Raw genomic sequence first — 25,646 nt, 5'->3', positions numbered from 1 at the left:
TCCCTATGGGGTGGGAGTGAGGAAGGGCGCGAGGGACTCGCGGAGTTCGGCGAGGGTGGATGCCAACAGCGGCACCAACATGTCTACCGCTTCCGTATTAGCGTCAAGCACCATCGCCTCGATATTCGCCGATAGAGTGCCAAGCCGGGTGGCCCCCGCCGTGTTGGCCGAGCCCTTGAGGCCGTGGGAGAGCTGTCTGATCGCTGCCTGATCCCCCTTGGCCTGGGCGGCTTCCAGTGCGCTGACCTTGCCTTGGGTATCGCCGAGAAAGCCGTTCAGCACCCCCCGCAGCTTGGCCACGTCCCAACGATAGATCGGCCCCAGCACATCGAAGTCGAAGATATCGGGGTCCATGTCGGGAAGTGCCGGGCGCATCGGTTCCTTGTTCCTGGCCCCCATCCTTTCGGCGACAGCCTCGTTCAGTCGAACCAAGGCCTTGTCGAAGTCGAAATCCCGGATATGGCGCGCGATTGTATCGTAGCGGTCGGGGAAGGCGGCCCTCAGCAGATCGCCATAGGCCTCCATCAGGTCTTCGGCTTCGGAATCGCTATCGGCCAGCAGGCCGGACAGACGGTCGCAGATTCGTCCCAGGGCGTCGGGATCGATGGCAATGGCGGCGGTCGGCTTTGGCGGTGCTTCCGGTGGAACGGCAAACTTGCGGGGGCGAACCCATTTCAGCAAGGCCGCGAACAGGGCATCGCAATCAATGGGCTTGGAGAGGTAATCGTCCATGCCCGCCGCCGAACACAGATCCCGATCCACCTGCATAGCGTTGGCGGTCATGGCGACGATGGGAAGATCGGCGAATCCCAGCTTGCGGATTTCGGTGGTGGCGGTAACGCCGTCCATCACCGGCATCTGCATGTCCATCAAGACGATGTCGTAGGATGTCGCCAGAACCTTGTCCACCGCAACCTGGCCGTTTTCGGCGATATCCACGATGAAGCCCGCATCGCTCAGCAGCTCCGAGGCCACCTGCTGGTTGAGGTCATTGTCCTCCACCAATAAAACCAGGGCCCCGCGCAGGGAGCTGAGGTCATAGCTGGGGGTCGCGTCGTCATTAACGACCTCGCCCTTCGCATCGGCGCTGAAGACACGCATGATACTGTCGAACAAGACCGAGGGCGTCACCGGCTTGATCAGCACCTCGCCGACATCCAGGGCTTCGGTCCCCTTCATCACCTCCTCGCGGCCATAGGCGGTCACCATGATGAAATGCGGCAGGAATGGCAGCCTCAGTTCCTTGATCCGGTCGATGGTCTCCAGGCCGTCCATGCCCACCATCTGCCAGTCCATGAAGATCACGTCGTAGGGTGTGCTCAGAACGGCGTCACGAATCGCGTCGATGGCGGCCTTGCCCGACTCGGCGGTATCGACCTGGAACGACATGGCGGTCAACATATCAGCCATGATGGTGCGGGCGTTCTCGTTGTCGTCGACCACCAGCATGCGGCGGCCGCGAAGGTCAGGATTGGGCAACAGGGGGCGGCGCGGCGTGCCCTTGCCCAAGCGGGCGGTGAACCAGAAGGTCGAGCCCTTGCCGGGAATACTTTCGACCCCCACCTCGCCCCCCATCAACTCGGATAGTTTGCGGGAAATGGCCAGCCCCAGACCGGTGCCGCCAAATTTGCGGGTGGTCGAACTGTCGGCCTGCTGGAAGCTTTGGAACAGACGCCCCATCTGCTCCTCGGTCAGGCCGATGCCGGTATCCTTGACCTCGAAGCGCAGCATGACCTCGGAACCGAAATCCTCGACCAAAGACACGGCCACGACAATCTCGCCCGTCTCGGTGAACTTCACCGCGTTATTGCCGTAATTGACCAGAACCTGCCCCAGCCGGAGGGGATCGCCAATCAAGTCGTGGGGCACATCGGGGGCCACCAGGAACGACAGTTCCAGCCCCTTGGCGGCGGCCTTGTCGGAAATCAGGTTGCCGACATTTTCCAGCACCTTGTCGAGATACAGTTCGGAGGATTCCACCGCCAGCTTGCCGGCCTCGATCTTGGAGAAATCCAGGATATCGTTGATGATGCCCAGCAAGTGCTGGCCAGATTGCTGGATCTTCTTGACGTAATCCCTTTGACGCGGATTGAGGTCGGTCTTCAACGCCAGATGGCTCATGCCGATGATGGCGTTCATGGGGGTCCGGATTTCGTGGCTCATATTGGCCAGGAAGTCGGCCTTGGCCTGGGAGGCGGCCTTCGCCGTCTCCATGGCTTGGCGGATCGAATCCTCGGCGACCTTGCGCTCGGTGATGTCCAAAACCCAGGCGAGGACGCCGTCTTCACCATCGAAGGGGATGGGCAGATAGGTGATCAGCATGTCGCGCACACGTTTGAGGCGGTCGTATGCCTTGACTTCGCCGTTCAGGACCACCCCCTCGCGCTGCAGGCGGGCGAGCAGCAGGTCGCGGTCCTCGGCATTGACGTAGAGCTGCGGCACCATGTCGCCAGGCCCTGCGCCAAAGGTCTCGATGAACAGGGGATTGGCGAAGCGGATCTGCCCCTTGGTGGTGAAGGCGATGCCGATCGGAGCGCGGTCCAGAATATTCTGCAACCGCTCGCGCTCGGCCACCAGCGCCTCGGCGGCGGCCTTGCGCTCGCTGATATCGCGGAAGGTGATGACCGAGCCGACGATTTTGCCGTCCTTGATGACCGGTGTCGTGGCGTATTCCACCGGTATCGCGGCGCCATCCTTTCGCCACAGAACCTCGCTATCGACCTTGCGCGCCTCGCCATCGCGAGACGTCATGTACATGGAACATTCCGCCCGGGGAAATTCGCGCCCATCGGGATAGGTGTGGTGCACCAGGGGATGCATCGCCTTGCCGATCAGTTCGTCCTCGGCATAGCCCAGCATGGCGGGCACGGCCGGGTTGACGAAGCTGATCCGCCCATCGATATCCATGCCGACGATCCCGTCACCCACGGCGGTCAGGATCAAGCGTGAACGCTCCTCCAACGCAGCCAGAGCGGCTTCGTTCTGCTTCCGCTCGGTGATATCGCGCACCGAGGCGCAAACGCACAGACCGCGAGCGCCCAGGGCGGGCAAACGGGACAGCCCGACTTCAACTGGAAACTCAACGCCATCGCTGCGGATTCCGCGAAGCTCCTTGTTCAAGGCTCCCATGGTGCGGGCTGCGCCGCCAAGGGTATAAGCTTCGCGTTGTCCCACATGGAGAGAACGGGCGGAAGCTGGAACCAGCTCCTCGATCGCCCTGCCGACCAAGGCACCGGCTTCATAGCCGAACATGGCGTCGATTTTCGGATTGGCGAGAATGATGATCCCGCGTTCATCGGCCACCAGCATGCCATCCGGGGCCGATTCGATGATGCCGCGATACCAGGCTTCGGTTTCCTGCAAATAGTCCTGCTGCCGTTGCAGGGCCTCGGCCTGACGCTCGGTGCCGAGATTGCGTTCCAGAATCTCAAGATTCATCGCCACCATGGGCAGCATGGCGTCCAACAACGCACGCTTATCCGCGTCGAAGCATCGCAGCGCCGCCAGGACGGCCACACCCAACAAGCGGTTCGACTGCACGATGGGCAGGATCAGGATGGATTTCGGAGTTGCCTTGCCCTCCCCCCAGACAATGCGAATATCGGTTTCGGGTGAATCGGGAACAACGAGTGTGGTCATGGTCTTGGCACATTGGCCGACCAGCCCTTGGCCGATGGCGACCTTCTCCAGGGATTGGGGTAAAGCGCCATACCCCCCCACCGGGACCAGCATCCGGCTCTCGTCATCCAGAACGTAAAAGGCGCCATACTCGGCATTGATCCGGGGGGCGATGTCTTGCAGGAATGTCCGGGAGAACTCCGCCAAGGAACCAGCCCGGTGAAGCGCCGAGGAAACCTCCGCCAGATACGACTTGGTTGCGGAATCGACCTCCAGCTTGCCGGTGTAGGCCTTCAATTCCTCTTCAGCGCGCAGACGTTCCCTGTTGGCCTGATGCAGCCGGCCTCGCCAGGCCAGGAACAAGGCGCAGAGGCCGAACACCAAGACGCAGGTCGCCCCGCCGATACTGACCTTCCGGGAGACGGGCATCACCTCGGCGAGGTCGCCCAGCAGCACGAGCCCCCATTCGCCATTGGGATCGTTCCACTGCACCGGCGCACGGGCGACGGCGTAGCGATGACCATCAAAGGCGACCAGATCCGTCGTGATGTCGAAGGGAAGAACCTCTGGCGTTCCGCTTTCGAAGACCTTGCCAAACTGCTTGAGCGCCCGGATTGCCTCCAATTGCTGAGGTGTCCGTTGCCCAGCCACATGGGCCACCCAATCGCCCCGGTTGCTCGCGAAGGTCACATTCTGCGGCGACAAGAGCAAAGCCGGCCCCGCCCAGGCCTTCAGCACGGAATCGACCCGACCGAGATCAAGCCGGGCCACCGCCGCTCCGATGACCGGCGAATGGACCGAAGCCTCGCCATGGACGGGGGCTGAGAAATAGAGAGCCCTCTCGCCGGTGGTGAGGCTGACGGCGGCATAGATGTTCTGTTTGCCTTGCATGGCGATTTGAAAATACGGGCGAAACTTGATGTCCAGGCCCGTACTGGATTTGCCGGAATTATCCCAGGACGAGCGAACAATCCCACTTCCGTTCACCACGAACACGCCGCTGGCCTGGTAGGCGCCGCCGATGGCTTGCAGGGCATCCATGACGACTGGATCAGCCGGAGGCGCGGCACCGGTTACAACACTTTTGATCGGTGGATTGACCAGCCCCAGGACAGCCACCGCCCCCATGATGTTACCGTTGAGAGTCTGGGCCGTAACCTCGATGGCGCGGCGCCTGACCTCCGTCTCCAAGACATCCTTGTAGCCATGTTCAAGGGAGACGCGCATCACCTCGACGGCCCCGAACGCCGCGATCAGCGATGTCAGGACGGCAAGTAACCACGTGACGAGGGGGCGGGCGGATATGGTCATGACTGTTTCGCCCCTCCTGACGACAATGCGACATGAAGGACGTCCGCCAATTCATTCAACCGCACCCGCGCGGCATCGAAGTCGCAGTCATCGACCGCCTGCAAGACCCCCTCGGCGATCTTGCCGTGACCCAATGCCCGCAGCCGGTCAGCCAGACCATCCGCCACGGCTTCGGCATCGGAATCGGAATCGGCCAGCAAGGCATCCAGTCGGCGGAGGTCCGCCGCCAGGACGTTCATATCCACCGCGACGGCCGGAGCACTGACCGCGGCCACCTCTCCCAACCCGGCAGCGATACGCGCCCGCAGATCGGCCAATTCGGTCTCCATGAGGAGAAGGGCGTCGGCGAGCCCGTCCGTCTCTCCATTCTTCAGCATGGTCTCGACCGTGGCGGCAAGTTCGGCCATGCGAGGCGCCCCGATATTGCCCGCCAAACCCTTGACGGTATGAGCCTCGCGGATGGCGGTTTCGGCATCGCCGCTGTCATGGGCGGCCCGGATTCGCGCCATCACCTCGGCCTGGGCGTCGCGGAAACTCAGCAACAGCTTACGCAGCAGCTTGGTCTTGCCGGCCACCCGCGCCAGGGCGGCTTTTAATTCCAGGCCGGGAATATGGGGCAGTTCATCATCGCCAAGGATCTTGGCCGGGGGAGCTTCGGGCGTGGCGATATCCGGTTTGGGCTTGATCCACCGGGCCAGGGTCAGGAACAACTGCGCCACGTCGATGGGCTTGGCGATATGGTCGTTCATGCCGCTTTCGATGCACTTTTCCTTGTCGCCCGCCATGGCGTTGGCGGTCATGGCCAGGATGGCAAGATCGGCGAAGCGCGGATTTTGACGAATCCTGCGGGTGGCCTCGAAGCCGTCCATCACCGGCATCTGGCAATCCATCAAGACGCCGTCATAGGCGTTTGCCGCCACCTTCTCCACCGCTTCGGCGCCATTGGCGGCCACGTCCACCCGCAGGCCAGCGTCTTGCAGGATCTCCAGCGCCAGTTCCTGATTGACCGCATTGTCTTCCACCAGCAGCAGATGCGCCCCCTTCACCATTCGGGCGGCATCCTGGTAACTGGCCTGCTTTTCGTGCTTGCGGGTGCGCTGCGCCACCTCCTTGCCCAATGCGTTTAGAATGCTGTCGAGCAAGGTGGACGGACTGACCGGCTTGACCAGGACGCCGTCGATATGGACACCCTCGGCCTGTTGCAGCAGTTCATCGCGGCTATAGGCGGTAACCATGACAAAGGCGGGGGTTTCAGACAGCTTGGTATCGGAACGAATGCGCTTGATGGTCTCCACCCCGTCCATGCCGGGCATCATCCAGTCCATCAGCACCAAACCATAGGGCTTGCGTTCCAGTTGGGCCTGTTCCAGTTCGCCGATGGCTTCGCCTCCGCTGCTGACCGCCGAGGCATCGAATCGGAGCGAGGCGAGAATATTCTGGAGGATTTCACGGGCACTGGCATTGTCATCCACCACCAGAATGCGCAAACCCTGGACGTCCTCGGCATTGACCGACAGACGTCGCTGCTCGCCCTGGACACCGAACTTGGCGGTGAAGTGGAATGTGCTGCCCTTTCCCGCCTCGCTGTCGACGGCGATGGCACCATCCATCATTTCCACCAGCTTCTTGCTGATGGTCAGCCCCAGCCCGGTACCGCCGTATTTGCGGGTGGTGGAAGCGTCGGCCTGGGAGAAGGCGCTGAACAGCTTGTTGCGCTGCTCCTCGGTCAGACCGATACCGGTATCCTTGACATCAAAGCGCAGCCGCACGCCATCAGGCTCGTCGGCAAGTTTGTGGATTCCGACGGTGATCTCGCCCTTCTCGGTGAACTTGATGGCGTTGTTGACCAGATTGATGATCACTTGGCCCAAGCGCAGCGGGTCACCGACCAGGGCGGTGGGAACATCGGTTCCCACATCGAACAACAGCTCCAGCCCCTTGTCCTGGGCTTTTATCACCGACAGGTCGGCCAGGTGCTCCATGACGTCTTCGAGATAGAAGTCCACCCGCTCGAACTGCATCTTGCCGGCTTCGATCTTCGAGAAGTCGAGGATGTCGTTGATGATCCCCAGAAGATTCTTGGCGGCGGAATCCACCTTCTCGATGTAATTGCGCTGCTTGGTATTCAACTCGGTTTGCAGCGCCAGATGGCTCATGCCGATGATGGCGTTCATGGGCGTGCGGATTTCGTGGCTCATATTGGCCAGGAAGTCCGACTTCGCCTTGGTCGCCTGTTCCGCGACTTCCTTGGCCTCGCGCACGGCGTCCTCGGCCATTTTGCTCGTCGTGATATCCATGGTCACGCCGTACATGTCGGTCGGCGTGCCGGAGGCATCGCGGACCACATGTCCCATGGCGTGAATCCACACAACCCTTCCATCCACCGGGCGCTTATAGGCGTAGGTCGCATCGTAGCGCGGGGCGCTGCCGTCGAGGGCGGCAGCGTAGTTTTTCAGCGTCGCCTCGGCGGCGGTCTTGTCACCGGCCTCCACATTGGCGAACCACTCGTTCATCAGGTGATAGCGCCAGTCCGCGCGCGGTGGATCGCCAAAGATCGCCGCGGCGCGTTCCGACGAGTTGTAGTACTCGTCGCCGGTATTGAGCGGGATATGCCAATACCCAGCCTGGGAGAGGTCGAGCGCCTGATCGCTGAGGAAGTTGGCAAGGCGCAGCTTCTCCTCGGCCTGCTTGCGCTCGGAGATGTCGCGGAACACGATCACCGTGCCGACCAGTGCCCCGTCCTTGAAAATGGGCGTCGTGTCGTATTCCACCGGGAAGGAGGTCCCGTCCTTGCGCCACAAGACCTCGTCGGCCACCTTGCGGACCTGCCCATCCTGGGCGGACAGATACATGTGGCACTGCTCGATGGGATAGGTCGATCCGTCCGGGCGGGCGTAATGGACCAGGGCATGCATGGGCTTGCCGATCAGTTCGGCTTCCGAATATCCCAGCATGGCCGCCGCCGCCGGGTTGACGAAGGTGGTCAGGCCTTGGCCGTCGAGTCCCCAGATCCCCTCATTGACCGAACCGAGGATCAGGCGGGTCCGCTCCTCCGACTGCGACAGAAAGGCTTGGGCGCTTTCCAACTCGTCGCGCCGGGAGATCAATTGCAGTTCCGAAGCCGCCAGCGCCTGGGCCTGAGCCTGGGTTTCGACCAGCAGGTCGCGGGTGGCCACATTGCCGGCCAGAATCTGTATTTTCGCGGCCAGGACCGGCAGCAAGGCATTGACAATCTCTGTCCCGCGACGATCGAAGGGAGCCAAGGCCCCGACCTCGAGCACGGCCAGAACCTTGTCACGATCCACGATGGGAGAAATCAGCACGGCGCGCACCGCCAGGGTGCCAAGCCCCATGGACACGACAACGAAGTCGTCTTCCGAAAGCGACAGGGCGATCTGTCTTTGGTCCTGCGCCGCCTGACCGACGAGGCCCTGTCCCAAGACAAAGCTGCCGGTATGGATGGAATCGTCGCAGCCATAACCGCCAACCCGCCGGAATGTCGCCCCCTGGGCATCGGCCACATACAGCGCCCCGTAGACCAGCCCCAGGACAGAGGCCAACTTGGCTGACAGGGCATCGCCGAATTGCTCGAAGGTCGCGGCCGACTGTACCGCCTGATCGACCTCCGCCAGCACCTGCTTGATCCCGCGTTGGAGTTCGTTGGCCTGGGCACCACGCTGGAGAACTCTGAGGGAGTTCGCCATGACGCCGATTTCGTTGTGATAGTCGGTGTGCGGGATCGCGATATCCAGACGGCCCGCAGCCAGATCCTCAATGCAGGTCCGCAAGTCGTGCAATGGCTGGCGCAGCGAGGCGCCAATCAGCAATCCGAAGCCGAGACTTGCCGCCAAGCCGAGTGCCAACAAACCGACAGCGATGAATTGGGAGGAAGCCGCAAGCTCCGCGCTTTGCTGGGCAGACAGCCGGGCACCTGCTTGCTTTAGCTTTACAATGGCATTGAGGGCTCGATCTACCGTGACTATCGCCGCATCGTATTCGGGACTGGCAAGGAACTTGATTGCCTCACCATCAGCAAAGGCATCATTCTTATCAAGCAGGGCAATGACATATTCTACGCTCTTTGAATAGCTAGAGAACGCGGTATTGAAGGCACTTAAGGCCTCTTCCACCTCGCGACGAAAGATATGCTTGCGCCCCTCGGCCATATTGCGCAGGAGCGAAGCTTCGGCATCGACGATACTTTTTCTGGCGGCGGCCCGTTCGCTCCCCGTCGAACTCATGGACATCCAGCGCAAGTCACGCCCCATGCGCGTCAGATTTACCTGCCCTTCCAGAAGATGGGAAATTCCCAGCAGATCCTGCTCATAGGTTTGCTGTATCGCCGCGCTCAGCGTGCGAATCCCTGAGAGGCTGGCCAGTCCCACCATCAAAGTGATCACAAAGCCCACCCCCATGGCGAGCAGCAACTTTGTGTTAAGCGGCAAGCGACCCAATAACGTCACGACTTTATTCATGGATGTCTCACTATCGGGAAGACTGTTCACCGGGCTGCATGGCCTTATATTCCGCCGATTCCCGAATTTTCTCGATCATCGACCAAAGATCATCGACTGTTTTTCTATTCTTATCGTAGTAGCCGCGGCCAAATATGAGAAAGTACGGCTTTTCCGTCAAAGGCGGGGAGACGATTTCAACCCTGTCTGCCAAATACGGCTTTCTCATCGCGAACTGGGCCTCGCCTGTCAGCAATGCAATGGCCTGCAACTGTCCGGCACCAAAACGCCTCAGCAGCGTCTCGGGTGTGTCTGAATTGCTGTCGACGCTCACACCCCATCTGACAAGATCGGACGCGATCGAATACGCGGCCTGAGTACCGATCGGCCCGGTGAGATTACTGAACGTGTTGCCATCCCAGCCAACGCTGCTGCCCTTGAGGCGAAGGAGCGTATAGCCATCGGTATGAAGGCGGCGGGTCCGGTCGAGTTTACCTTCCGCCATCGGATAGACAGCGTATTTTGCCCGCTCATCGGTGTAGCTGGCAGCAAACGCACCGGCAATATCGCCTTTTTCAACACCCTCCAGGCAGCGTTTCCATGGCATGCCGGTCAGTTCCAGCGTCTCGCCCGTTCCTGCCGCGACCATTTCCAGGAGACGGATATTCAGGCCGTTTCCGTTTTTTATAATCCATGGATATTGCTCACCATCATCATGGCACAGCGTTATTGCATGGGCGGAAAAGCTCAGAATGCAGAGAGTAAGTGTCGTTGCTCCCCGCCAAAAAACAGCACGAGCAAATTTCATTGGCAGATATCTTGTGAACAGGTCTACTGACAAGTAGGCGATGGCTTTAATCGCGTGTCTGCGCCCCATTCCAACATTCCCTATGTCAACGGATGCTGCCGGAAAACAGTCTCGGGCAGTGAGTGGATGATATGGGCAGTGGCTGTCCACCGATAGCGAAGTATCATAGGGCGGTCGCAGGTGAAACTCCACTTTCGAGAGGACATCCCCTGCCCGAGTCATTTGAGAGCAATGATGAAACTGCGACGCAGAAAAAGATCGCCTCCCTGTATCTCCGCGAAACACAAGCGATGAGCAGATAATCCGTGTTGCGCGTCCAGTATATCATCGGCGAGCCGGACTCCGACCGCTTCGTCATCTATCGGGTGATGAACAAGGCCAAGCAGACCCCAGAACACCGCCCCGGCCGCGCGACCGCTCCAGCCCCGGCCTCATTGATATCCGCAAACGGATCTACAGGGAGTTCTTCAAGGAAGCGGAAGCTCCCTTCGCTTACGTGATCCAACTTTGACCCCACCCATCATTAATAAGTTGACGGCTCCGCCACGCTCGATCAATCTCATAACTAGTAGATTTATGATAATTTAGGAATCATCCCATGGCTCGACCGGCTCCGGGTCGCCTGACCCTCATCACCGACCAAGCCCGCGACCTAACCCATTTCGCCGATACCGTCTGGGCAGAGTTGCGACGCGAGGCAGAAGAAGCCCTCGGCAAGGCCCCTCAATTGGCCTCGCTGTTCATTGAGTCCGTGCTGAACCAGCCCTCGTTCGAGGCTGCGGTGTTCTACCGCGTCTCATCGCGCCTAAAGAACGATCTGGTATCGTTGCCGCTGCTGGCCGAGACCTTTGACCGCGCCGCCAAGGCCGATCCCGGCCTGGGTGAGGCACTGCGCGCCGACATCGCCGCGGTGGTCGAGCGCGATCCCGCCACCGAGCGCTTCATCGAGCCCTTCCTCTATTTCAAGGGCTTCCACGCGGTCCAGACCCACCGGCTGGCCCACTGGCTGTGGGGCAATGGCGAGCGTGACTTCGCGCTCTACCTGCAAAGCCGGTCCTCGGATGTGTTCCAGACCGACATCCACCCCGCCGCCCGCTTCGGCAAGGGCATCTTCCTCGACCACGCCACCGGGCTGGTGGTGGGCGAGACCGCCGTGGTGGAAGACGATGTCTCGCTGCTGCAAAACGTCACGCTGGGCGGCACCGGCAAGGAAAGCGGCGACCGCCACCCCAAGGTGCGCAAGGGTACCATTGTCGGGGCCGGGGCCAAGATCCTGGGCAATATCGAGGTCGGCGCCTATTCCCGCATCGCCGCCGGTTCGGTGGTGCTGAAGGCGGTGGACCCAAATTCTACCGTTGCCGGAATTCCCGCCCGCACCATCCGGACCACCAACGATCCCGAAGCCTTGCGCAGCAAGGAGGAAATCCTGAAGGCGCTGTCCTACGAGAGCTTCGACTACTCCATCTGACGCGAGCAAAGACAGGGGGCGCCACCGTCACCGGCGACGCCCCCTTCTTTTCCAGCCTTACGACCAGATATCCTTGCTGATATTGGCGTACCAGCTTTCCGCATAGGCCGCTTCCAGGGCGCGGAACTGCTCGGTGGCGCCCTTGGGGCTGACGCCGCCGGAATTGGGCACCTCGCCCAGCTTGCCGTCGATCACCCGATAGACCCCGGCCACGGTGATGCCGTAGACCGGCGATAGCAGCGAGTAGCAGGTATTCATCCACAGCGGCTCGGGCGAGTCCACCCCGCGCATGGACGCCACCACAGCGGCGGCGGCGACCTTGGCCTGGGCATTGGCGACAAAGCCCGACTTGGGCATGGGCGCCGCCACGGTGGCATCGCCGATCACATGGATATCGGGGGCCTTGGTGGACTGGAAGGTCCGGGGTACCACCGGCACCCAGCCGCTGGCATCGGTCAGCCCGGCATCGATGGCAAGCTTGCCGGCCGTCTGCTGGGGAATGACGTTGAGCACCGCCGCCTTGTGCTTGGTGCCGAGGTCGCTTTCCACCGTGCGGGTCTTGGCGTCGACGGCGACGATCTTGCCGTCCTTGGCGGCGGGCACCCATTCCAGCACCCCCTTGTACAGCTTGTCCCAGCCTTCCTGGAACAGCCCCTGCTTGGAGAAGGCATCCTTGGAATCCAGCACCAGCAGCTTGGATTTGGGCTTCCTGATCTTGAGGTAATGGGCGATCAGGCTGGCGCGCTCATAGGGGCCGGGCGGGCAGCGATAGGGATTGCCGGGAACGGTGATGACCACTAGGCCGCCATCCTCCAGCGCTTCCAGCTGGCGGCGCAGCAGCAGGGTCTGCGCCCCCGCCTTCCAGGCGTGCGGCACCAGTTCGCTGGCCGCCTGGTCATAGCCCGGCGTGTTCCACTTGAAGTCGATGCCGGGCGACAGCACCAGCCGGTCATAGGACAGCTTGTCGCCATCGGCCAGCACCACCGATTTGGCGGCCACGTCCACGGCGGCGACCTCGGCATGGATCACCTGGACGCCCAGGGCGCGCAGCCCGTCATAGCCGTGGGTGATGGTGGAGATGTCGCGCAGCCCGGCGATGACGGCATTGCTGAACGGGCAGGTGACGAAGCGCTGGTTGCGCTCCACCAGAGTCACCCGCAGGCTGGGATCGAGCAGGCGCAGATACTTGGCGGCGGTGGCGCCGCCGAAGCCGCCGCCGACCACCAGCACGCGCGGGCCGGTGCCGGACGGGCCGGAGGCGCAGGCGCCGGTGAGCGAGGCCAGACTGGCGGCACCGGCCAGGGCCAGGAAGGAACGGCGATCGAAGTGAGTCATGACGGCATTCCCCCTAGCGGATGTCGGCGAAGTAACGGGCGACCTGGTCGATCTCGGCCTCGGTCAGGCCCTTGACCAGGCGCGGCATCACCGTGGCGCCGGAGACCCGATCGGCCTTGAAGTCGCGCAGCCGCGAGGCGATCACCGTGGCGGGCTTACCGGCGATGGCGGGAATGGGGCCGTCGATGCGGCCGTCGGTGCCGTGGCAGTTGGCGCAGACCGCGGCGGCGGCGGGAAGGCTCAGCGGCTCGGCCTGGGCCGTCCCCGCCAGGATCGCCACGGAAACCGTGGCTAGAATCAGTTGGGTGCGCATGTCTGTGGTCTCCGGGAACAGGATATGGCACCCTTGTAATCTATTAGTCTAGTGATGTGTAGTTTTTTGTTTACAGCGACGCGATCCCGCCCCACCATGACGGCATGTTGACCCCACCCACCAGGAGATCGCCATGACCGCCTCTCCCCTCCCGCCTTCCGAAATCGACCTGTCCGGCCGCCTGATCCTCTATGTGGGCGGACGCCACCAGCACGTGGCCCATCTGCGCCGCATCATCGAGGAAAAGGGCGGCGCCTTCGTCCACCACGACGGCGGCGTCGAGCAGTCCATGACCAAACTGTCCAACCAGTTGGAACGCGCCGACGCGGTTCTGTTCCCGGTGGGCTGCGTCAGCCATCAGGCGCAAAGCAAGGTCAAAAGCCTGTGCCGCCGCTTCGACAAGCCGTTCCGGCCGCTGCGCAGCACCGGTATCGGCGCCATCACCGAGGCCTTGGCCTCTGTCGCCCGTCCACAATAGCCAAGCCGCCAAGATAGTCGCCGCTCCTCCGCTATGACGGAGGAAAGCGCAGCCGGGACTGAGCCGGGACTCGGCAAGCAGGCCCCGCCACTTATGATCTTCCCCATGGAACACCCTCCCCTAAGGAGACGACTGAATGTCCGAGGATACCGAGGTTCGCCGCACCCTGAACGAGCAGGCGGCCCGCCAACTTGCCAACGCCACCAAGACCCGCGCCCAATGGTCGGGCATCACGCCGCGCTGGCTGGTCTCGTTCCTGCCCTGGACGCCGGTGGAAGCCGGCATCTATCGCCTGAACCGGGTCAAGGAAGGCGCCATCGGCACCAGTTCCGACGTCAAGTGCAGCCCCACCAATGACGCCGACCTGCCGGAAAGCTATGTCCCCTACGAGGAAAACCCTCGGGAATATTCCCTGAACGCGGTGACCACGGTGCTCGACGTCCAGACCCGCGTCTCGGACCTCTATTCCCACCCCATCGACCAGATCCAGGAGCAACTGCGCCTGTTGATCGAGAAGGTGAAGGAAAAGCAGGAGTTCGAGCTGATCAACAACGCCGAATACGGCCTATTGACCAACACCGCCAAGTCCCAGCGCATCAAGACCCGCAAGGGCGCCCCCACTCCCGACGATCTGGACGAGCTGATCTCCAAGGTGTGGAAGGAGCCGTCCTTCTTCCTGGCCCACCCAAAGGCCATCGCCGCTTTTGGCCGCGAATGCACCAAGCGCGGCGTGCCGCCGCCCACAGTCAACCTGTTCGGCACCCCGTTCCTGACCTGGCGCGGCCTGCCGCTGGTGCCCAGCGACAAGCTGACCATCTCGGCCGAAGGCAAGAAGACCGGCAAGACCAACATCTTGCTGGTGCGCACCGGCGAGAAGCGCCAGGGCGTGGTCGGCCTGTTCCAGCCGGGTGTGCCCGGCGAGGTCTCACCGTCGCTGTCGGTGCGCTTCATGGGCATCAACCGCAAGGCCATCGCGTCCTATCTGATCTCGCTGTACTGCTCGGCCGCCATCCTCACCGAGGACGCCATCGCGGTGCTTGAGGATGTCGAGGTCGACCACTACTTCGACTACGATAAGAAGTTCGCATGACGCGCGGCTTCCCCACCGACCTGTCGGAACCGGCGGGATTCGCCGGGGCGCCCGATGCCCGCCTGATCGCCCAGATGGCCAATGCCTTCTTCCAGGCGGCACCCGGGCAATCGGGAGGGGGTCAATCAGCCCCCAGCATCGGCGTCGCCCCGCCTTCGGTTCCGCTGATCGAGGCCGCCCCCAGCGGTGGCCTCGTTCCCCCCGGCGTTCCGGCGCCACCCTCGGTGGGCACGATCACCACCGTGCCCGCCCTGCCGCAGGTGGGGCCGCTGGCGGCCGCCCCCGCCGCGCCGCCCGTCAATCCCACCTCGGCGCCGCCGGTTCCCGTTCCGGGCGAGGCCGATCTGCGGGTCATTCCCAACCTGCTGGGCGCGGCCATCTCCTTGGTGCCGCCGGATCATGCCTCCGGCCCCGCCATTCCCAATGGGACCCCTGAAGTCCCGCCGACGGCCTTGCCGAACCTTCCCGGACCACCCGAGCCCTTCGCCCTGCCCGCGTCATCACCGTCCGCGCCGCTGTACTTCCTGGACGAGGCCCAGGGCGTCTCCAGCCGGGCCGAGCCCGCCGCCCCCCGCTCGCCCTCGGTCGATCCCGGCATCCTCGGCATCGAGCTGCGCCCCGAGCTGGTGCCCGACCTCCGGGGGACCAGCGCGCGCACGGGGGCGTTCGATGCCCATGCCGTCAAACGCGACTTCCCCATCCTGCAGCAGCAGGTGCACGGCAAGCCGCTGATCTGGCTCGACAACGCCGCCACCACCCAGAAGCCGCGCCAGGTGATCGAACGCCTGAGCCGTTTCTATGAGCATGAGAACTCCAATATCCACCGCGCCGCCCATGCCCTGGCGGCGCGCTCCACCGACGCCTACGAGGCGGCGCGCGAGAAGACGCGGCGCTTCGTCAATGCCGGCTCGACCGAGGAAATCATCTTCGTGCGCGGCGCCACCGAGGGCATCAACCTGATCGCCAAGGCCTGGGGAGCGCGCAACGTCAAGGACGGCGACGAGATCGTCGTCACTTGGCTGGAGCACCACGCCAATATCGTGCCCTGGCAGCAGTTATGCGCCCAGACCGGCGCCCGGCTGCGGGTTGCTCCGGTGGATGACAGCGGCCAGATCATCCTGGAGGAATACGAGAAGCTGCTGGGACCGCGTACCCGCCTCGTCTCCCTGACCCAGGTGTCCAACGCGCTGGGCACCGTCACCCCGGCGGCCGAGATGACCGCCATGGCCCATCGCCACGGCGCGGTGGTTCTGGTGGACGGCGCCCAGGCGGTCTCCCACATGCCGGTGGACGTCCAGGCCCTGGATTGCGACTTCTACGTCTTTTCCGGCCACAAGGTCTTCGCCCCCACCGGCATCGGCGCCGTGTTCGGTAAGAAGGCCATCCTGGACCAGATGCCGCCCTGGCAGGGCGGCGGCAACATGATCGCCGACGTGACCTTCGAGAAGACCGTCTATCAGCCCGCCCCCGCCCGCTTCGAGGCGGGAACCGGCAATATCGCCGACGCGGTTGGGCTTGGCGCCGCCATCGACTATGTGGAAAGCATCGGCATGGCCACCATCAGCGCCTGGGAGCAGGAGTTGCTGGTTTATGGCACCGAGGGGCTGTTGAGTGTGCCCGGGCTCAGGCTGATCGGCACCGCCAAGGACAAGGCGGGGGTGCTGTCCTTCGTGCTGGATGGCTGCCGCACCGAGGATGTGGGCAAGGCACTGGACCGCGAAGGCATTGCCGTGCGATCGGGCCACCATTGCGCCCAGCCCATCCTGCGCCGTTTCGGCCTGGAAGCAACGGTGCGTCCGTCACTGGCCTTCTACAACACCTTCGAGGATCTGGACGCCCTGGTGAACGCGCTGCTGCGCATCCAGTCGGGACGCGGCCAGCGATGAGGCGGCTCAGGGCGGCCCCCGGCTGAGACGGCCATGATGGGTTCAGATATCAGTTGCCACGAAGCCGTGGAAAGGAGGCCGCCATGGACAATGTTCATATCAAATATCTTGAGCACTTCGTGGACCTGCCCGGAGCGATGGCGGTGGATATGGGCTGCCGGGATGGCTCCCTGGTCCGTCTGCTGGCTGAACACAAGGCCAAGGTCATCGGCATTCCCACCGGAGATCAAACTCCAGGTCCCGATGGAGAAAACATCAGCTTCCTGCCCGGCAGCAGTGGCACTCTTTCCCTGGAGAATTCCAGCATCGACCTTGTGGTTTACATCTTCAGCTTTCACCACATTCCCGCCGAGTCCCAGAAAGATGCGCTGGTCGAGGCGCATCGGGTTCTGCGTCCGGGCGGACGGCTGCATATCGTGGAGCCGTTTTCGGAAGGCTCTTATTTCGAACTTCTGAAACTGATCGACGACCAGACCCAGGCCCGCGCCAAGGCCATGGAAGCCATTTCATCGGCCTGGACCTTGGGTTTGAAGCCCATCATCGCGGGCAGCTACCTCCATGTGGAGCGGTTCGATACGTTCGACGACTTCCGCCGCCGGATCATCACCGTCAGCCCTGCCCGCGCCAAGGCCTTCCAGATCAATGAACGCGCGGTGCGAGAAGCCTTCGCCCATCACGGCATCGTCGAGGATGATGGGCGCATCCTGTTTCGCCAGCCCTGCCGCATGTACCACTTCGCCCGCGTCCAGACTGCGGAACAGGCGGCATAGCCGCCACGACAGCCTCATCCGGCATAAATCATCACCAAATAGATCAGGGCCTCGCTCGAACTGGCATTGCGGTAGAGATGAGGCTGGTCGGCGAGGAACTGAATCGAGTCGCCCTTCGCCAGAAGATAGCGATCGCCACCAGTCTCAATCTCCAAGCTCCCCTGGGCGACAACCATATTCTCGATCGTGCCGGGAAGATGCCCATCCGCCTCCTCGACGGTATGAGGGGCAATCCTCAATTCGTAGAATTCCACCCGCTGGGACGATTCGGTGGGAAAGAGGGCCCGACTGGAAAATCTCCCGTTCAAGGACGCCAGGACCTTGGTGCGATGCGCCCTGAAAACCATGGCCTTGCCGCCTCCATCAGGGGAGGTGAAGGCCGTGAGCGGCACATCAAGAGCCCGGGCGATCTTCCACAGGACGCTGATGGTGGGCGCTGAACGGCCAAGCTCGACCTGACCAAGCATGGCTCGGCTGACACCGGACGATTTAGCGAGGCGCTCCAGCGACAGACCTTTGCGGATACGGATGCGCCGCAGGTTATCACCCACGACCTGCTGGATTTCCTCGCCGTCAACCGAAGCCGGGGCATGCAGCGCCACCACCTGCGGAGAACCGGACCCAGGCATCAGGCCGCCCTTGCGGCACCAGAGCAAAGAGGCCTGTCGAGGCGGCTTTGCGCCTCCCTGACCACCGGCCAGACCTGGTCGGCGACCAGCCCGTCGCGGCGCATCAGCAGATGAACGATGGGGTCGTTCATCACCTCCGCCAAACTCGGCTCGCCATGGCGCCAGGGATCGAAGGCCCGCTTGGCGACCAGTTGAGGGCCGGGGGATACACGCTTGGAATGGGTCATGGTCTTCACCTCCAGGAGGCGGGGTCCCGGCTGGACGAAAAGCCAACCGCTTTAGCCGCATTTGTTAAGCGCCCGCAAGCTGATGCCTCAAATCGGCGCTCTCCGGGACCACACTAGCAAAGCCCGAAACGGAGTCAATCTAATTTCTACAATTTTAGTAGACTAATAGATTGCAGTGGCGCTATACCCGTTTTCAGCACAACGGAGCGACAGCGCGACCATGAGCGCCCCACCTGGAAAAATCGACCTCACCGGCCTTTGCCACCGCTTCAGCCGCCATGGCCCAACCATCCTGTCCGAGATCAATCTGACGGTGGATGGCGGTCAAGCCCTGGCGCTGGTCGGGCGCAGCGGCTGCGGCAAATCCACCCTTTTGCACATCATTGCCGGCCTGCTCCACCCCACCGCGGGCAGCGTCCACATCAGCGGCCAGCCGGTCGGAAAGCCATCGGCCAAGTGGAACATGATGTTCCAATCGCCGTCGCTCTTCCCCTGGATGAGCGCCGCCGAGAATATCGCCTTGGGCCTGCGCTACGCCCATCGCCCCAAACCCGAGATCCGCGAGCGGGTCGAGGAATTGCTGGCCCTGGTCCATCTCTCGGAGCATGGCGAGGACAATGTCCAGCAACTGTCCGGCGGCCAGCAGCAGCGGGTCGCCCTGGCCCGATCCCTGGCAACCAGGCCGGAAGTCCTGCTGCTGGACGAGCCCTTTTCCGCCCTCGACCCGTTCACCCGCTCCGGCCTCCAGGAAGAGGTGCGCGCCATAGCCGCCCAATTGGGCCTGACCCTGGTCATCGTCACCCATGACGTGGACGAGGCGCTGATCATGGCCGAGCGGGCCGTGGTCATGGCGCCCAAGCCGGGTCGGGTGGTGGCCGACATCGCCTTAACCTGCACCGACCGTGCCGCGCTGCGCGCCCAGGTGCTGGAACCGTTCGAGGCGGCGCAACCGCTGCCCGCTCATTCCGCACCCGACACAGCACCTGCCCGCCACTTTCTTTCGCTTTTCCCCCTCCCCGCCTTCAAATCCTGACGGAGGACATCCTTCATGTTCGACACCCCCATCAGCCGCCGCCGCTCGCTGGACTTCATGGCCGCCGGAGGCCTCGCCGCCGTGATGGCCGCCAAGGGCGGCCTGGCCCGCGCCGCCGAGGACGAGGTGGTGCGCATCGGCCACCTGCCCATCACCGACGCCACCGCCCTGCTGGTGGCCCATGCCCTGGGCGCCTTCGAGGAAGAAGGCCTGAAGACCGAGCCGCCGGTGCTGATCCGGGGCTGGGCGCCCCTGGCCGAGGGCTTCGCGGCGGGCAAGTTCAATCTGGTCCACCTGCTCAAGCCCATCCCGGTATGGATGCGCTACAACAACAACATCCCGGTCAAGATCGTCGCCTGGGCCCATACCAACGGCTCGGGGCTGGTCGTGGGCAGCAATACCGGCATCACCTCCTTCGCCGATCTGGGCGGCCGCCAGATCGCGGTGCCGTTCTGGTATTCCATGCATAACATCGTGCTGCAGATCGGCATCCGTTCGGCCGGTCTGACCCCGGTCATCAAGGCGGCGGGCGAGCCCCTGGCCAAGACCGAGGTCAATCTCCAGGTGCTGCAACCGCCCGAGATGCCCCCGGCCCTGGCGGCGGGCAAGATCGACGGCTATATCGTCGCCGAGCCCTTCAACGCCCTGGGCGAGCTGAAGGCGGGCGGGCGCATCCTCCGCTTCACCGGCGACATCTGGAAGAACCATCCCTGCTGCGTTGTCGCCATGCACGAGGCCGACACCGTCAAGCGGCCGGAATGGTCGCAGAAGGTGGTCAATGCCGTGGTCAAGGCCCAGATCTATGCGTCCAAGAACAAGAAGGAGGTGGCGCGGCTGATCAGCCAGGACGGCAAGGGCTATATTCCGCTGCCCGCCGCATTGGTCGAACGCGCCGTCACCCATTACGACGACCCCGACTACGACAAGCTTGGCGCCAACCGCCACAAGAAGGAATGGGGCAACGACCGCATCGACTTCCAGCCCTGGCCCTATCCGTCCGCCACCAAGCTGATCGTCGAGGCCATGACCAAGACCGTGGTCAGCGGCGACAAGACCTTCCTGGACAAGTTGGACCCCGATTTCGTGGTCAAGGATCTGGTCACCACCGACTTCGTCAAGAAGGCGCTGGTCAAGTATCCCGAATGGAAGGACGACCCCAGCGTCAACAAGGGCGATCCCTTCAACCGGGTGGAGCAGGTGGTGGTATGAGGCGAGGCCTCGCCCACGCATTAATCGGCATCGCCCTGCTGGTCGCCCTGTGGCATCTGGCGAGCCTGGGGGCGGCGGCGAATCCGCGCACCGCCGCCTTCGCCGGACTAGCTCCCGGCCCGGCCTTCGCCGCCCTGCTGGCCATGCTGGGCGGCGGCGAGTTGTGGCGGGCCATCCAGCCCAGCCTGATCCGCATCGGCCAGGGACTGGCCTGGGCGGTGGCACTGGGCGTGCCCACGGGCATCGCCATCGGCCATTTCAAGACCCTGGAAGCCCTGACCCATCTGCCGTTCCAGTTCCTGCGCATGATCAGCCCCCTGGCCTGGATGCCGGTGGCGGTGATGGCCTTCGCCACCTGGGATGGCGCCATCGTCTTCCTGATCGCCGCCGCCGCAATCTGGCCGGTCACCTTTGCCACCGCCGCCGGACTGCGCAAGCTGTACCCGCAATGGTTCAAGGTGGCCCGCAATCTCGGCGCCGGTCCGCGCCATGTCCTGGTCACCCTGATCGTGCCCGCCATCGCCACCGATATCCTGACCGGTATCCGCCTCGCCCTGGGCGTCGCCTGGATCGTGCTGGTCCCGGCCGAGTTCCTGGGGGTCACCTCGGGGCTGGGCTATGCCATCAACGACGCCCGCGACACCTTGTCCTACGACAAGCTGGCCGCCATGGTCATCATCATCGGAATCATCGGCTTCGGCCTCGACGCGGTCTGCCTGGGGCTGATCCGCCGCTTTTCCTGGCGGAGGACGGCATGAAGATCGCCATGGCGGGCAAGGGCGGCGTCGGCAAGACCACCCTGGCCGGGCTGCTGGCCCGCACCCTGGCCGAGGAAGGCTATCGGGTGCTGGCCATCGACGCCGATCCCGACGCCAATCTGGCCTCGGCCCTGCCCCTGGACGAAGACCGCCGGGTGACTCCTCTGGCGGCCCGGGCCGATCTGGTGGATGCCCTGTCCGGCCGGGGCGGCCTGCCCGGCGGCATGATGCTGCTCAATCCCGATATCGGCGCCATCTTGCCGGAAATCCGCCAATCCTGGGGCGGCGGCCACGCGCTGCTGACCCTGGGCTGGCACAAGGGCGGCGGCCAGGGCTGCTATTGTGCCGAGAACGCGGTGCTGAAGCGGGTGCTGTCCTCGGTGATCCCCGGCGCCACCGACGCGGTGGTGGTGGATTCCGAGGCCGGGCTGGAGCATCTCAGCCGGGGCACGGCGGCGGCGGTGGACGCGGTTCTCGCCGTGGTTCAGCCTGGCAGCCGCAGCGTCGAGACCGCCTTCGCCATCCGGGGTCTCGCCCGCGATCTCGGCATCCGCCATGTCTTTCCCGTGCTGGTGGGTGATCGCGGCGATGCCGATCTGGAAGCGGTACAGGCCGCCCTGGGCGACTGGCCGATCCTGGCGCGCCTGCCCTGGGACGATTCGATCCGTCGCGCCGACCTGGACGGTCGCCCGCCGGACATTCCCGAGTCCTTCCGCCCGGCGTTGCGGCGCCTGGTCCTGTCGCTGGCCTGCCTGTGTCCCATGAAAGGTGCCCCATGACTCCCGAGGAATTGAGAGCCCACCGCGCTTCCTATCCGTCGCGCGCCCAGGTGCGCGAGACCACCCCCGACCCGGCGGTACGCGCCCTGCTCGACCTTGCCGCCGAGAAAGGCATATCCACAGTCTTCGACCGCTTCGACAAGCAGAAGAACCACTGCGGCCACGGACTGACCGGGGTGTGCTGCAAGGTCTGCCACATGGGGCCATGCCAGATCACCGCCAAGGCACCGCGCGGCGCCTGCGGTGCCGATGCCGACGTCATCGTGGCCCGCAACATCCTGCGCTGGCTGGCGGGGGGCGTCGCCTCGCACGGGGCGCGGGGCCGCGAGGTCATTCTGGCCCTGAAAGCCGCCGCCCAGGGCAAACTGGGCCAGCCCATCCGGGGTGTCGAGAAGCTGAAATCCGTCGCCAAGGCGCTGGGCCTGTTCCACGAGGCCAAGAGCGTCGAGACCCTGGCCGACGAGGTCGCCGACGTGCTGCTGGAGGACCTGGGCCGCACCCTGCCCGGCGACCACAAGACCCTGCACGCCATGGCGCCGCCCGAACGCATCGCCTTGTGGCGGGAGATGGACATCCTGCCCATCGGCTCGCAGCAGGAGGTGTTCGAGGCGCTGCACCGCACCGGTGTCGGCACCGATGGCGACTGGCAGAACCTGATGAAGCAGTTCCTGCGCTGCGGCCTGGCCTTTTCCTGGAGTTCGGTGGCGGGCTCGGCCATCGCCATGGACATCCTCTACGGCCTGCCCAAGCGCTCCACCATCACCACCAATGTGGGCTCGCTGGCGCCCGGCTTCGTCAATATCGCCATCCACGGCCATTCCCCGGTTCTCGCCACCGCCATCCTGGAGGCGGGCGACGATCCCGACCTGATCGCCAAGGCTCAGGCGATCGGCGCCGAGGGCATCCGCTTCTACGGCATCTGCTGCTCGGGTCTCTCGGGGCTCTACCGCCACGGCGAGGTCCATCCCCTGGGCAATGCGGTGGGTGCCGAGCTGATCCTGGCCACCGGCGCCATCGACCTGTGGGTGGCCGATCTCCAGGACGTCTATCCCGGCATCATGGACGTGGCCGAATGCTTCCACACCAAGGTGGTGACCACCAGCGATTCCGCCCGATTGCCCGGCGCCATCGCGCTGGGCTACGACCATCGCCACGCCAATATCGACCAGACCCGCGCCATGGCGCGGCATATCGTCGAACTGGCCATCGCCAACCAGCCGCTGCGCCAGGCCGCCAATGTCACCATTCCCGCCGTATCCGCCGAGGCCGAGATCGGCTTTTCGGTGGAGAACATCGCCGAGGCCTTCGGCGGCCTCGACCAGTTGGCCGAGGCGCTGCGGAGCGGCCGGGTCAGGGGCATCGTCAATCTGGTGGGCTGCAACAACCCCAAGGTGCCCTACGAGGTCGGCATCACCCGGGTGGCCGAGGCATTGCTGGCCGCCGACATCCTGGTGCTGACCAATGGCTGCGCCTCGTTCCCACTTCTGAAGCAGGGATTCTGCTCGTCGGCTCGCCGCGACCGCGCCGGGACCGCCCTGCGCGGCGTGCTGGACCGGCAAGCCCTGCCGCCCGCCCTGCATATGGGCGAATGCCTGGACAATGCGCGGGCGTCGGGCCTGTTCCGCGCCCTGGCCGATCTGGCGGGCCAGCCCATCGCCGCCATGCCCTTCGCCTTTTCCAGCCCCGAATGGTCCAATGAAAAGGGGGTCGGCGCGGCCCTGAGCTTCCGCCTGCTGGGCCTGGATTCGTATCACTGCATCCCGGCCCCGGTCAGCGGCTCGGCCAATGTCCAGCGCTTCTTCGAGCACGACACCCGCGCCACCCTGGGTGGCGGCATGGTGGTGATCCCCGATCCCGGCGAACTGGGACGGCGCATCGTCGCTGACCTTGCCGCCAAGCGCGGTCGGCTCGGCTGGCCCGTTTTCGATTCCGAGGAGATGCCATGACCGCCCAGACCACCCCCGGCCGGGGACGCACCTATGACGACATCACCCAGACCATCGGCAACACACCGCTGGTGCGCATCAACCGCCTAGCCCATCATGCGGGGGCCAGGGCCTCCGTCTTCGCCAAGCTGGAATTCTTCAACCCGCTGGCTTCGGTCAAGGACCGCATTGGCAAGGCGATGATCGACGCCGCCGAATCCGATGGACTGATCACGCCGGGAAGAACCGTGCTGGTGGAGCCGACCTCGGGCAATACCGGAATCGCCCTGGCCTTCGTGGCGGCCGTCAAGGGCTATCGCCTGATTCTGGTGATGCCGGACAGCATGTCACTGGAACGGCGCAAGATGCTGCTGCTGTTGGGAGCCGAGCTGGACCTGACCCCGGCGGCCAAGGGAATGACCGGTGCGGTGGCCCGCGCCCGCGAACTGGCCTCGGAGTTACGTGATGCCGTGATCCTGCAGCAGTTCGAAAACATCGCCAATCCCTTGATCCATCGCGCCACCACCGCCGAGGAAATCTGGAACGACACCCAGGGACAGGTCGACGTGATCGTCGGCGGCGTGGGGACCGGCGGCACCCTCACCGGCATCGGCCAGGTCCTGAAGCCACGCCGCCCCGTTTTGCGCATCGTCGCGGTGGAGCCGGAAGCCAGCCCGGTCCTGTCGGGCGGCCCGCCCGGCCCCCACAAAATTCAGGGTATCGGCGCCGGTTTCGTGCCGCTGATCCTGGATCGCGGCATCATCGACGAGGTCTTGACCATTTCGAACGAGACCGCCTTCGAGACCGCCCGCGCATCGGCTCGGCTGGAGGGTATCCCGGTCGGCATCTCATCGGGCGCGGCCCTGGCCGCGTCCTTGGAAGTGGCGGCAAGGCCAGAGATGGCGGGCAAGAACGTGGTGGTGATCATCCCCTCCTTCGCCGAACGCTACCTGTCCACCGCCCTGTTCGAAGGACTTTAGGACCGGCACCTCCCCTTTGGCATCCCCACCGTCAAGACGGCAGCAAAACAAAATACTTGATCCGGAACAACACGAAGTATGGATTGATCTGGCTTCCGGTACTGGCGACTCCGGAAATAGGGACGAACTATAGCCAAACTGCGCCAACGATCGCCTTGGGATTTGCTGACATGGCGCTGACATGACTTTCGAGCCATTGCAGCCCCAAAATCAAAAAGCCCGCAAGTCGTTGGACTTGCGGGCTAATTTGGTTGCGGGGGCCCGATGCCACTTATACCGAACGCGGATTTACGGCTGAGAAGGGACCTCATCGGCCGGTGCCTGCACCGAGCCGCACCGATGCGGAGGGCAGCCCTCAGCCCGGCGGGGAGAGCAACACCTTCCCGCTCATACCGGCGGAGAGTTCGGGGAAATGGCCGCCGATGGCGCCGGTGACCTTGACCGACTGGCTGATGGGGTCGATGCGGGCGCCGATTCGGACCATCTTGACCGGATAGGTCTTGCCGGTCTCGTCGATGGCCACCTGGAAGGCGTGGCCGGGCTTCAACCAGACCAGCCATTTGCTCGGCACCACG

18 protein-coding genes and 2 pseudogenes are annotated in these 25,646 nt (G+C 63.8%); 11 read left to right on the top strand and 9 right to left on the bottom strand.

Annotation, left to right across the window (positions count from 1 at the left end):
• Nucleotides 1–3: 3 nt before the first annotated feature.
• The 4 genes and pseudogenes from A6A04_RS21595 to A6A04_RS07970 all read right to left on the bottom strand — a co-directional run bounded on the left by A6A04_RS21595 (nt 4) and on the right by A6A04_RS07970 (nt 10,260).
• The gene (locus tag A6A04_RS21595; RefSeq protein ID WP_082914790.1) at nt 4–4,929 is read right to left on the bottom strand and encodes a PAS domain S-box protein; all 4,926 of its coding nucleotides are present in this window, start codon (nt 4,927–4,929) and stop codon (nt 4–6) included.
• Nucleotides 4,926–8,780 carry a response regulator gene (locus tag A6A04_RS07975; protein ID WP_245651122.1) on the bottom strand — a complete coding sequence of 1,285 codons (3,855 nt, stop codon included), beginning with the start codon at nt 8,778–8,780 and terminating at the stop codon, nt 4,926–4,928. Before A6A04_RS07975 ends, A6A04_RS21595 begins: the two co-directional genes overlap by 4 nt.
• Nucleotides 8,781–8,885: 105 nt before the next feature.
• Nucleotides 8,886–9,317, bottom strand: a pseudogene (locus A6A04_RS23590) (MCP four helix bundle domain-containing protein); the annotation flags it as partial.
• Nucleotides 9,318–9,414: 97 nt separating this feature from the next.
• Nucleotides 9,415–10,260 (bottom strand): substrate-binding periplasmic protein, encoded by an 846-nt coding sequence (locus A6A04_RS07970; protein ID WP_172822744.1) that lies wholly within the window; start codon nt 10,258–10,260, stop codon nt 9,415–9,417.
• 529 nt (nt 10,261–10,789) lie between these two features.
• Between A6A04_RS07970 and cysE the strand changes: the two genes are divergently transcribed.
• Entirely contained in the window at nt 10,790–11,659 is an 870-nt protein-coding gene (gene cysE, locus A6A04_RS07965; RefSeq protein ID WP_082914788.1) for a serine O-acetyltransferase, read from the top strand.
• Nucleotides 11,660–11,716: 57 nt separating this feature from the next.
• Here the strand turns inward: cysE and A6A04_RS07960 are convergent, their stop codons facing one another.
• Nucleotides 11,717–12,994, bottom strand: coding sequence for an NAD(P)/FAD-dependent oxidoreductase (locus A6A04_RS07960; protein WP_068491681.1), 1,278 nt, complete (start codon nt 12,992–12,994; stop codon nt 11,717–11,719).
• Nucleotides 12,995–13,007: 13 nt separating this feature from the next.
• Nucleotides 13,008–13,307, bottom strand: coding sequence for a c-type cytochrome (locus A6A04_RS22265; RefSeq protein WP_068491680.1), 300 nt, complete (start codon nt 13,305–13,307; stop codon nt 13,008–13,010).
• A 133-nt stretch (nt 13,308–13,440) separates the two neighbouring features.
• On the opposite strand from A6A04_RS22265, the gene A6A04_RS07950 reads away from it, so the two are divergent.
• The 4 genes from A6A04_RS07950 to A6A04_RS07935 all read left to right on the top strand — a co-directional run bounded on the left by A6A04_RS07950 (nt 13,441) and on the right by A6A04_RS07935 (nt 17,531).
• A complete protein-coding gene (locus A6A04_RS07950; RefSeq protein WP_082914786.1) occupies nt 13,441–13,785 on the top strand; it encodes a DUF2325 domain-containing protein in 345 nt (114 codons plus the stop codon).
• Nucleotides 13,786–13,921: 136 nt separating this feature from the next.
• On the top strand, nt 13,922–14,875 hold the full coding sequence (locus tag A6A04_RS07945; RefSeq protein ID WP_068491676.1) for a family 2A encapsulin nanocompartment shell protein: 954 nt from the start codon (nt 13,922–13,924) through the stop codon (nt 14,873–14,875).
• Nucleotides 14,872–16,761: a family 2A encapsulin nanocompartment cargo protein cysteine desulfurase gene (locus A6A04_RS07940; protein ID WP_068491674.1), complete on the top strand. Its 1,890-nt coding sequence runs from the start codon at nt 14,872–14,874 to the stop codon at nt 16,759–16,761. The genes A6A04_RS07945 and A6A04_RS07940 overlap by 4 nt, the downstream gene beginning before the upstream one ends.
• An 83-nt stretch (nt 16,762–16,844) precedes the next feature.
• Nucleotides 16,845–17,531: a class I SAM-dependent methyltransferase gene (locus A6A04_RS07935; protein ID WP_068491672.1), complete on the top strand. Its 687-nt coding sequence runs from the start codon at nt 16,845–16,847 to the stop codon at nt 17,529–17,531.
• A gap of 14 nt (nt 17,532–17,545) precedes the next feature.
• Here A6A04_RS07935 and A6A04_RS07930 read toward each other — a convergent pair whose 3' ends face one another.
• Both A6A04_RS07930 and A6A04_RS07925 read right to left on the bottom strand, forming a co-directional pair.
• A complete protein-coding gene (locus tag A6A04_RS07930; protein WP_068491670.1) occupies nt 17,546–18,160 on the bottom strand; it encodes a helix-turn-helix domain-containing protein in 615 nt (204 codons plus the stop codon).
• Nucleotides 18,160–18,387, bottom strand: a complete 228-nt coding sequence (locus A6A04_RS07925; RefSeq protein ID WP_156612524.1) for a hypothetical protein — start codon at nt 18,385–18,387, stop codon at nt 18,160–18,162. The genes A6A04_RS07930 and A6A04_RS07925 overlap by 1 nt, the downstream gene beginning before the upstream one ends.
• A 220-nt stretch (nt 18,388–18,607) precedes the next feature.
• Between A6A04_RS07925 and A6A04_RS07920 the strand changes: the two genes are divergently transcribed.
• Genes A6A04_RS07920 through cysK form a run of 6 tightly spaced genes read left to right on the top strand, consistent with a single transcriptional unit; the run spans nt 18,608 to nt 25,071 of the window.
• The gene (locus A6A04_RS07920) at nt 18,608–19,420 is read left to right on the top strand and encodes an ABC transporter ATP-binding protein (protein WP_068491667.1); all 813 of its coding nucleotides are present in this window, start codon (nt 18,608–18,610) and stop codon (nt 19,418–19,420) included.
• Nucleotides 19,421–19,435: 15 nt separating this feature from the next.
• Nucleotides 19,436–20,629 (top strand): ABC transporter substrate-binding protein, encoded by a 1,194-nt coding sequence (locus tag A6A04_RS07915; RefSeq protein ID WP_068491665.1) that lies wholly within the window; start codon nt 19,436–19,438, stop codon nt 20,627–20,629.
• The gene (locus A6A04_RS07910) at nt 20,626–21,387 is read left to right on the top strand and encodes an ABC transporter permease (RefSeq protein ID WP_216636084.1); all 762 of its coding nucleotides are present in this window, start codon (nt 20,626–20,628) and stop codon (nt 21,385–21,387) included. Before A6A04_RS07915 ends, A6A04_RS07910 begins: the two co-directional genes overlap by 4 nt.
• Nucleotides 21,384–22,166: an ATP-binding protein gene (locus tag A6A04_RS07905; protein ID WP_068491662.1), complete on the top strand. Its 783-nt coding sequence runs from the start codon at nt 21,384–21,386 to the stop codon at nt 22,164–22,166. Before A6A04_RS07910 ends, A6A04_RS07905 begins: the two co-directional genes overlap by 4 nt.
• Complete coding sequence (gene cooS, locus A6A04_RS07900; RefSeq protein WP_068491660.1) at nt 22,163–24,112, top strand: anaerobic carbon-monoxide dehydrogenase catalytic subunit; 1,950 nt, start codon at nt 22,163–22,165, stop codon at nt 24,110–24,112. Before A6A04_RS07905 ends, cooS begins: the two co-directional genes overlap by 4 nt.
• On the top strand, nt 24,109–25,071 hold the full coding sequence (gene cysK, locus A6A04_RS07895) for a cysteine synthase A (RefSeq protein WP_068491658.1): 963 nt from the start codon (nt 24,109–24,111) through the stop codon (nt 25,069–25,071). The genes cooS and cysK overlap by 4 nt, the downstream gene beginning before the upstream one ends.
• 355 nt (nt 25,072–25,426) lie before the next feature.
• Here cysK and A6A04_RS22680 read toward each other — a convergent pair.
• Nucleotides 25,427–25,646, bottom strand: a pseudogene (locus A6A04_RS22680) (efflux RND transporter periplasmic adaptor subunit); the annotation flags it as partial.

The organism is Paramagnetospirillum marisnigri, assembly GCF_001650715.1.
Lineage (GTDB): Bacteria > Pseudomonadota > Alphaproteobacteria > Rhodospirillales > Magnetospirillaceae > Phaeospirillum > Phaeospirillum marisnigri.
The sequence above is the reverse complement of the archived record's forward strand: the minus strand, read 5'-3'. Positions and strand labels throughout refer to the sequence as shown.

Coding starts and splice junctions, on each gene's coding strand:
- A6A04_RS21595 (WP_082914790.1), bottom strand. CDS start 4,929: ATGACCATATCCGCCCGCCCCCTCGTCACGTGGTTACTTGCCGTCCTG.
- A6A04_RS07970 (WP_172822744.1), bottom strand. CDS start 10,260: ATGGGGCGCAGACACGCGATTAAAGCCATCGCCTACTTGTCAGTAGAC.
- cysE (WP_082914788.1), top strand. CDS start 10,790: ATGGCTCGACCGGCTCCGGGTCGCCTGACCCTCATCACCGACCAAGCC.
- A6A04_RS07960 (WP_068491681.1), bottom strand. CDS start 12,994: ATGACTCACTTCGATCGCCGTTCCTTCCTGGCCCTGGCCGGTGCCGCC.
- A6A04_RS22265 (WP_068491680.1), bottom strand. CDS start 13,307: ATGCGCACCCAACTGATTCTAGCCACGGTTTCCGTGGCGATCCTGGCG.
- A6A04_RS07950 (WP_082914786.1), top strand. CDS start 13,441: ATGACCGCCTCTCCCCTCCCGCCTTCCGAAATCGACCTGTCCGGCCGC.
- A6A04_RS07945 (WP_068491676.1), top strand. CDS start 13,922: ATGTCCGAGGATACCGAGGTTCGCCGCACCCTGAACGAGCAGGCGGCC.
- A6A04_RS07940 (WP_068491674.1), top strand. CDS start 14,872: ATGACGCGCGGCTTCCCCACCGACCTGTCGGAACCGGCGGGATTCGCC.
- A6A04_RS07935 (WP_068491672.1), top strand. CDS start 16,845: ATGGACAATGTTCATATCAAATATCTTGAGCACTTCGTGGACCTGCCC.
- A6A04_RS07930 (WP_068491670.1), bottom strand. CDS start 18,160: ATGCCTGGGTCCGGTTCTCCGCAGGTGGTGGCGCTGCATGCCCCGGCT.
- A6A04_RS07925 (WP_156612524.1), bottom strand. CDS start 18,387: ATGACCCATTCCAAGCGTGTATCCCCCGGCCCTCAACTGGTCGCCAAG.
- A6A04_RS07920 (WP_068491667.1), top strand. CDS start 18,608: ATGAGCGCCCCACCTGGAAAAATCGACCTCACCGGCCTTTGCCACCGC.
- A6A04_RS07915 (WP_068491665.1), top strand. CDS start 19,436: ATGTTCGACACCCCCATCAGCCGCCGCCGCTCGCTGGACTTCATGGCC.
- A6A04_RS07910 (WP_216636084.1), top strand. CDS start 20,626: ATGAGGCGAGGCCTCGCCCACGCATTAATCGGCATCGCCCTGCTGGTC.
- A6A04_RS07905 (WP_068491662.1), top strand. CDS start 21,384: ATGAAGATCGCCATGGCGGGCAAGGGCGGCGTCGGCAAGACCACCCTG.
- cooS (WP_068491660.1), top strand. CDS start 22,163: ATGACTCCCGAGGAATTGAGAGCCCACCGCGCTTCCTATCCGTCGCGC.
- cysK (WP_068491658.1), top strand. CDS start 24,109: ATGACCGCCCAGACCACCCCCGGCCGGGGACGCACCTATGACGACATC.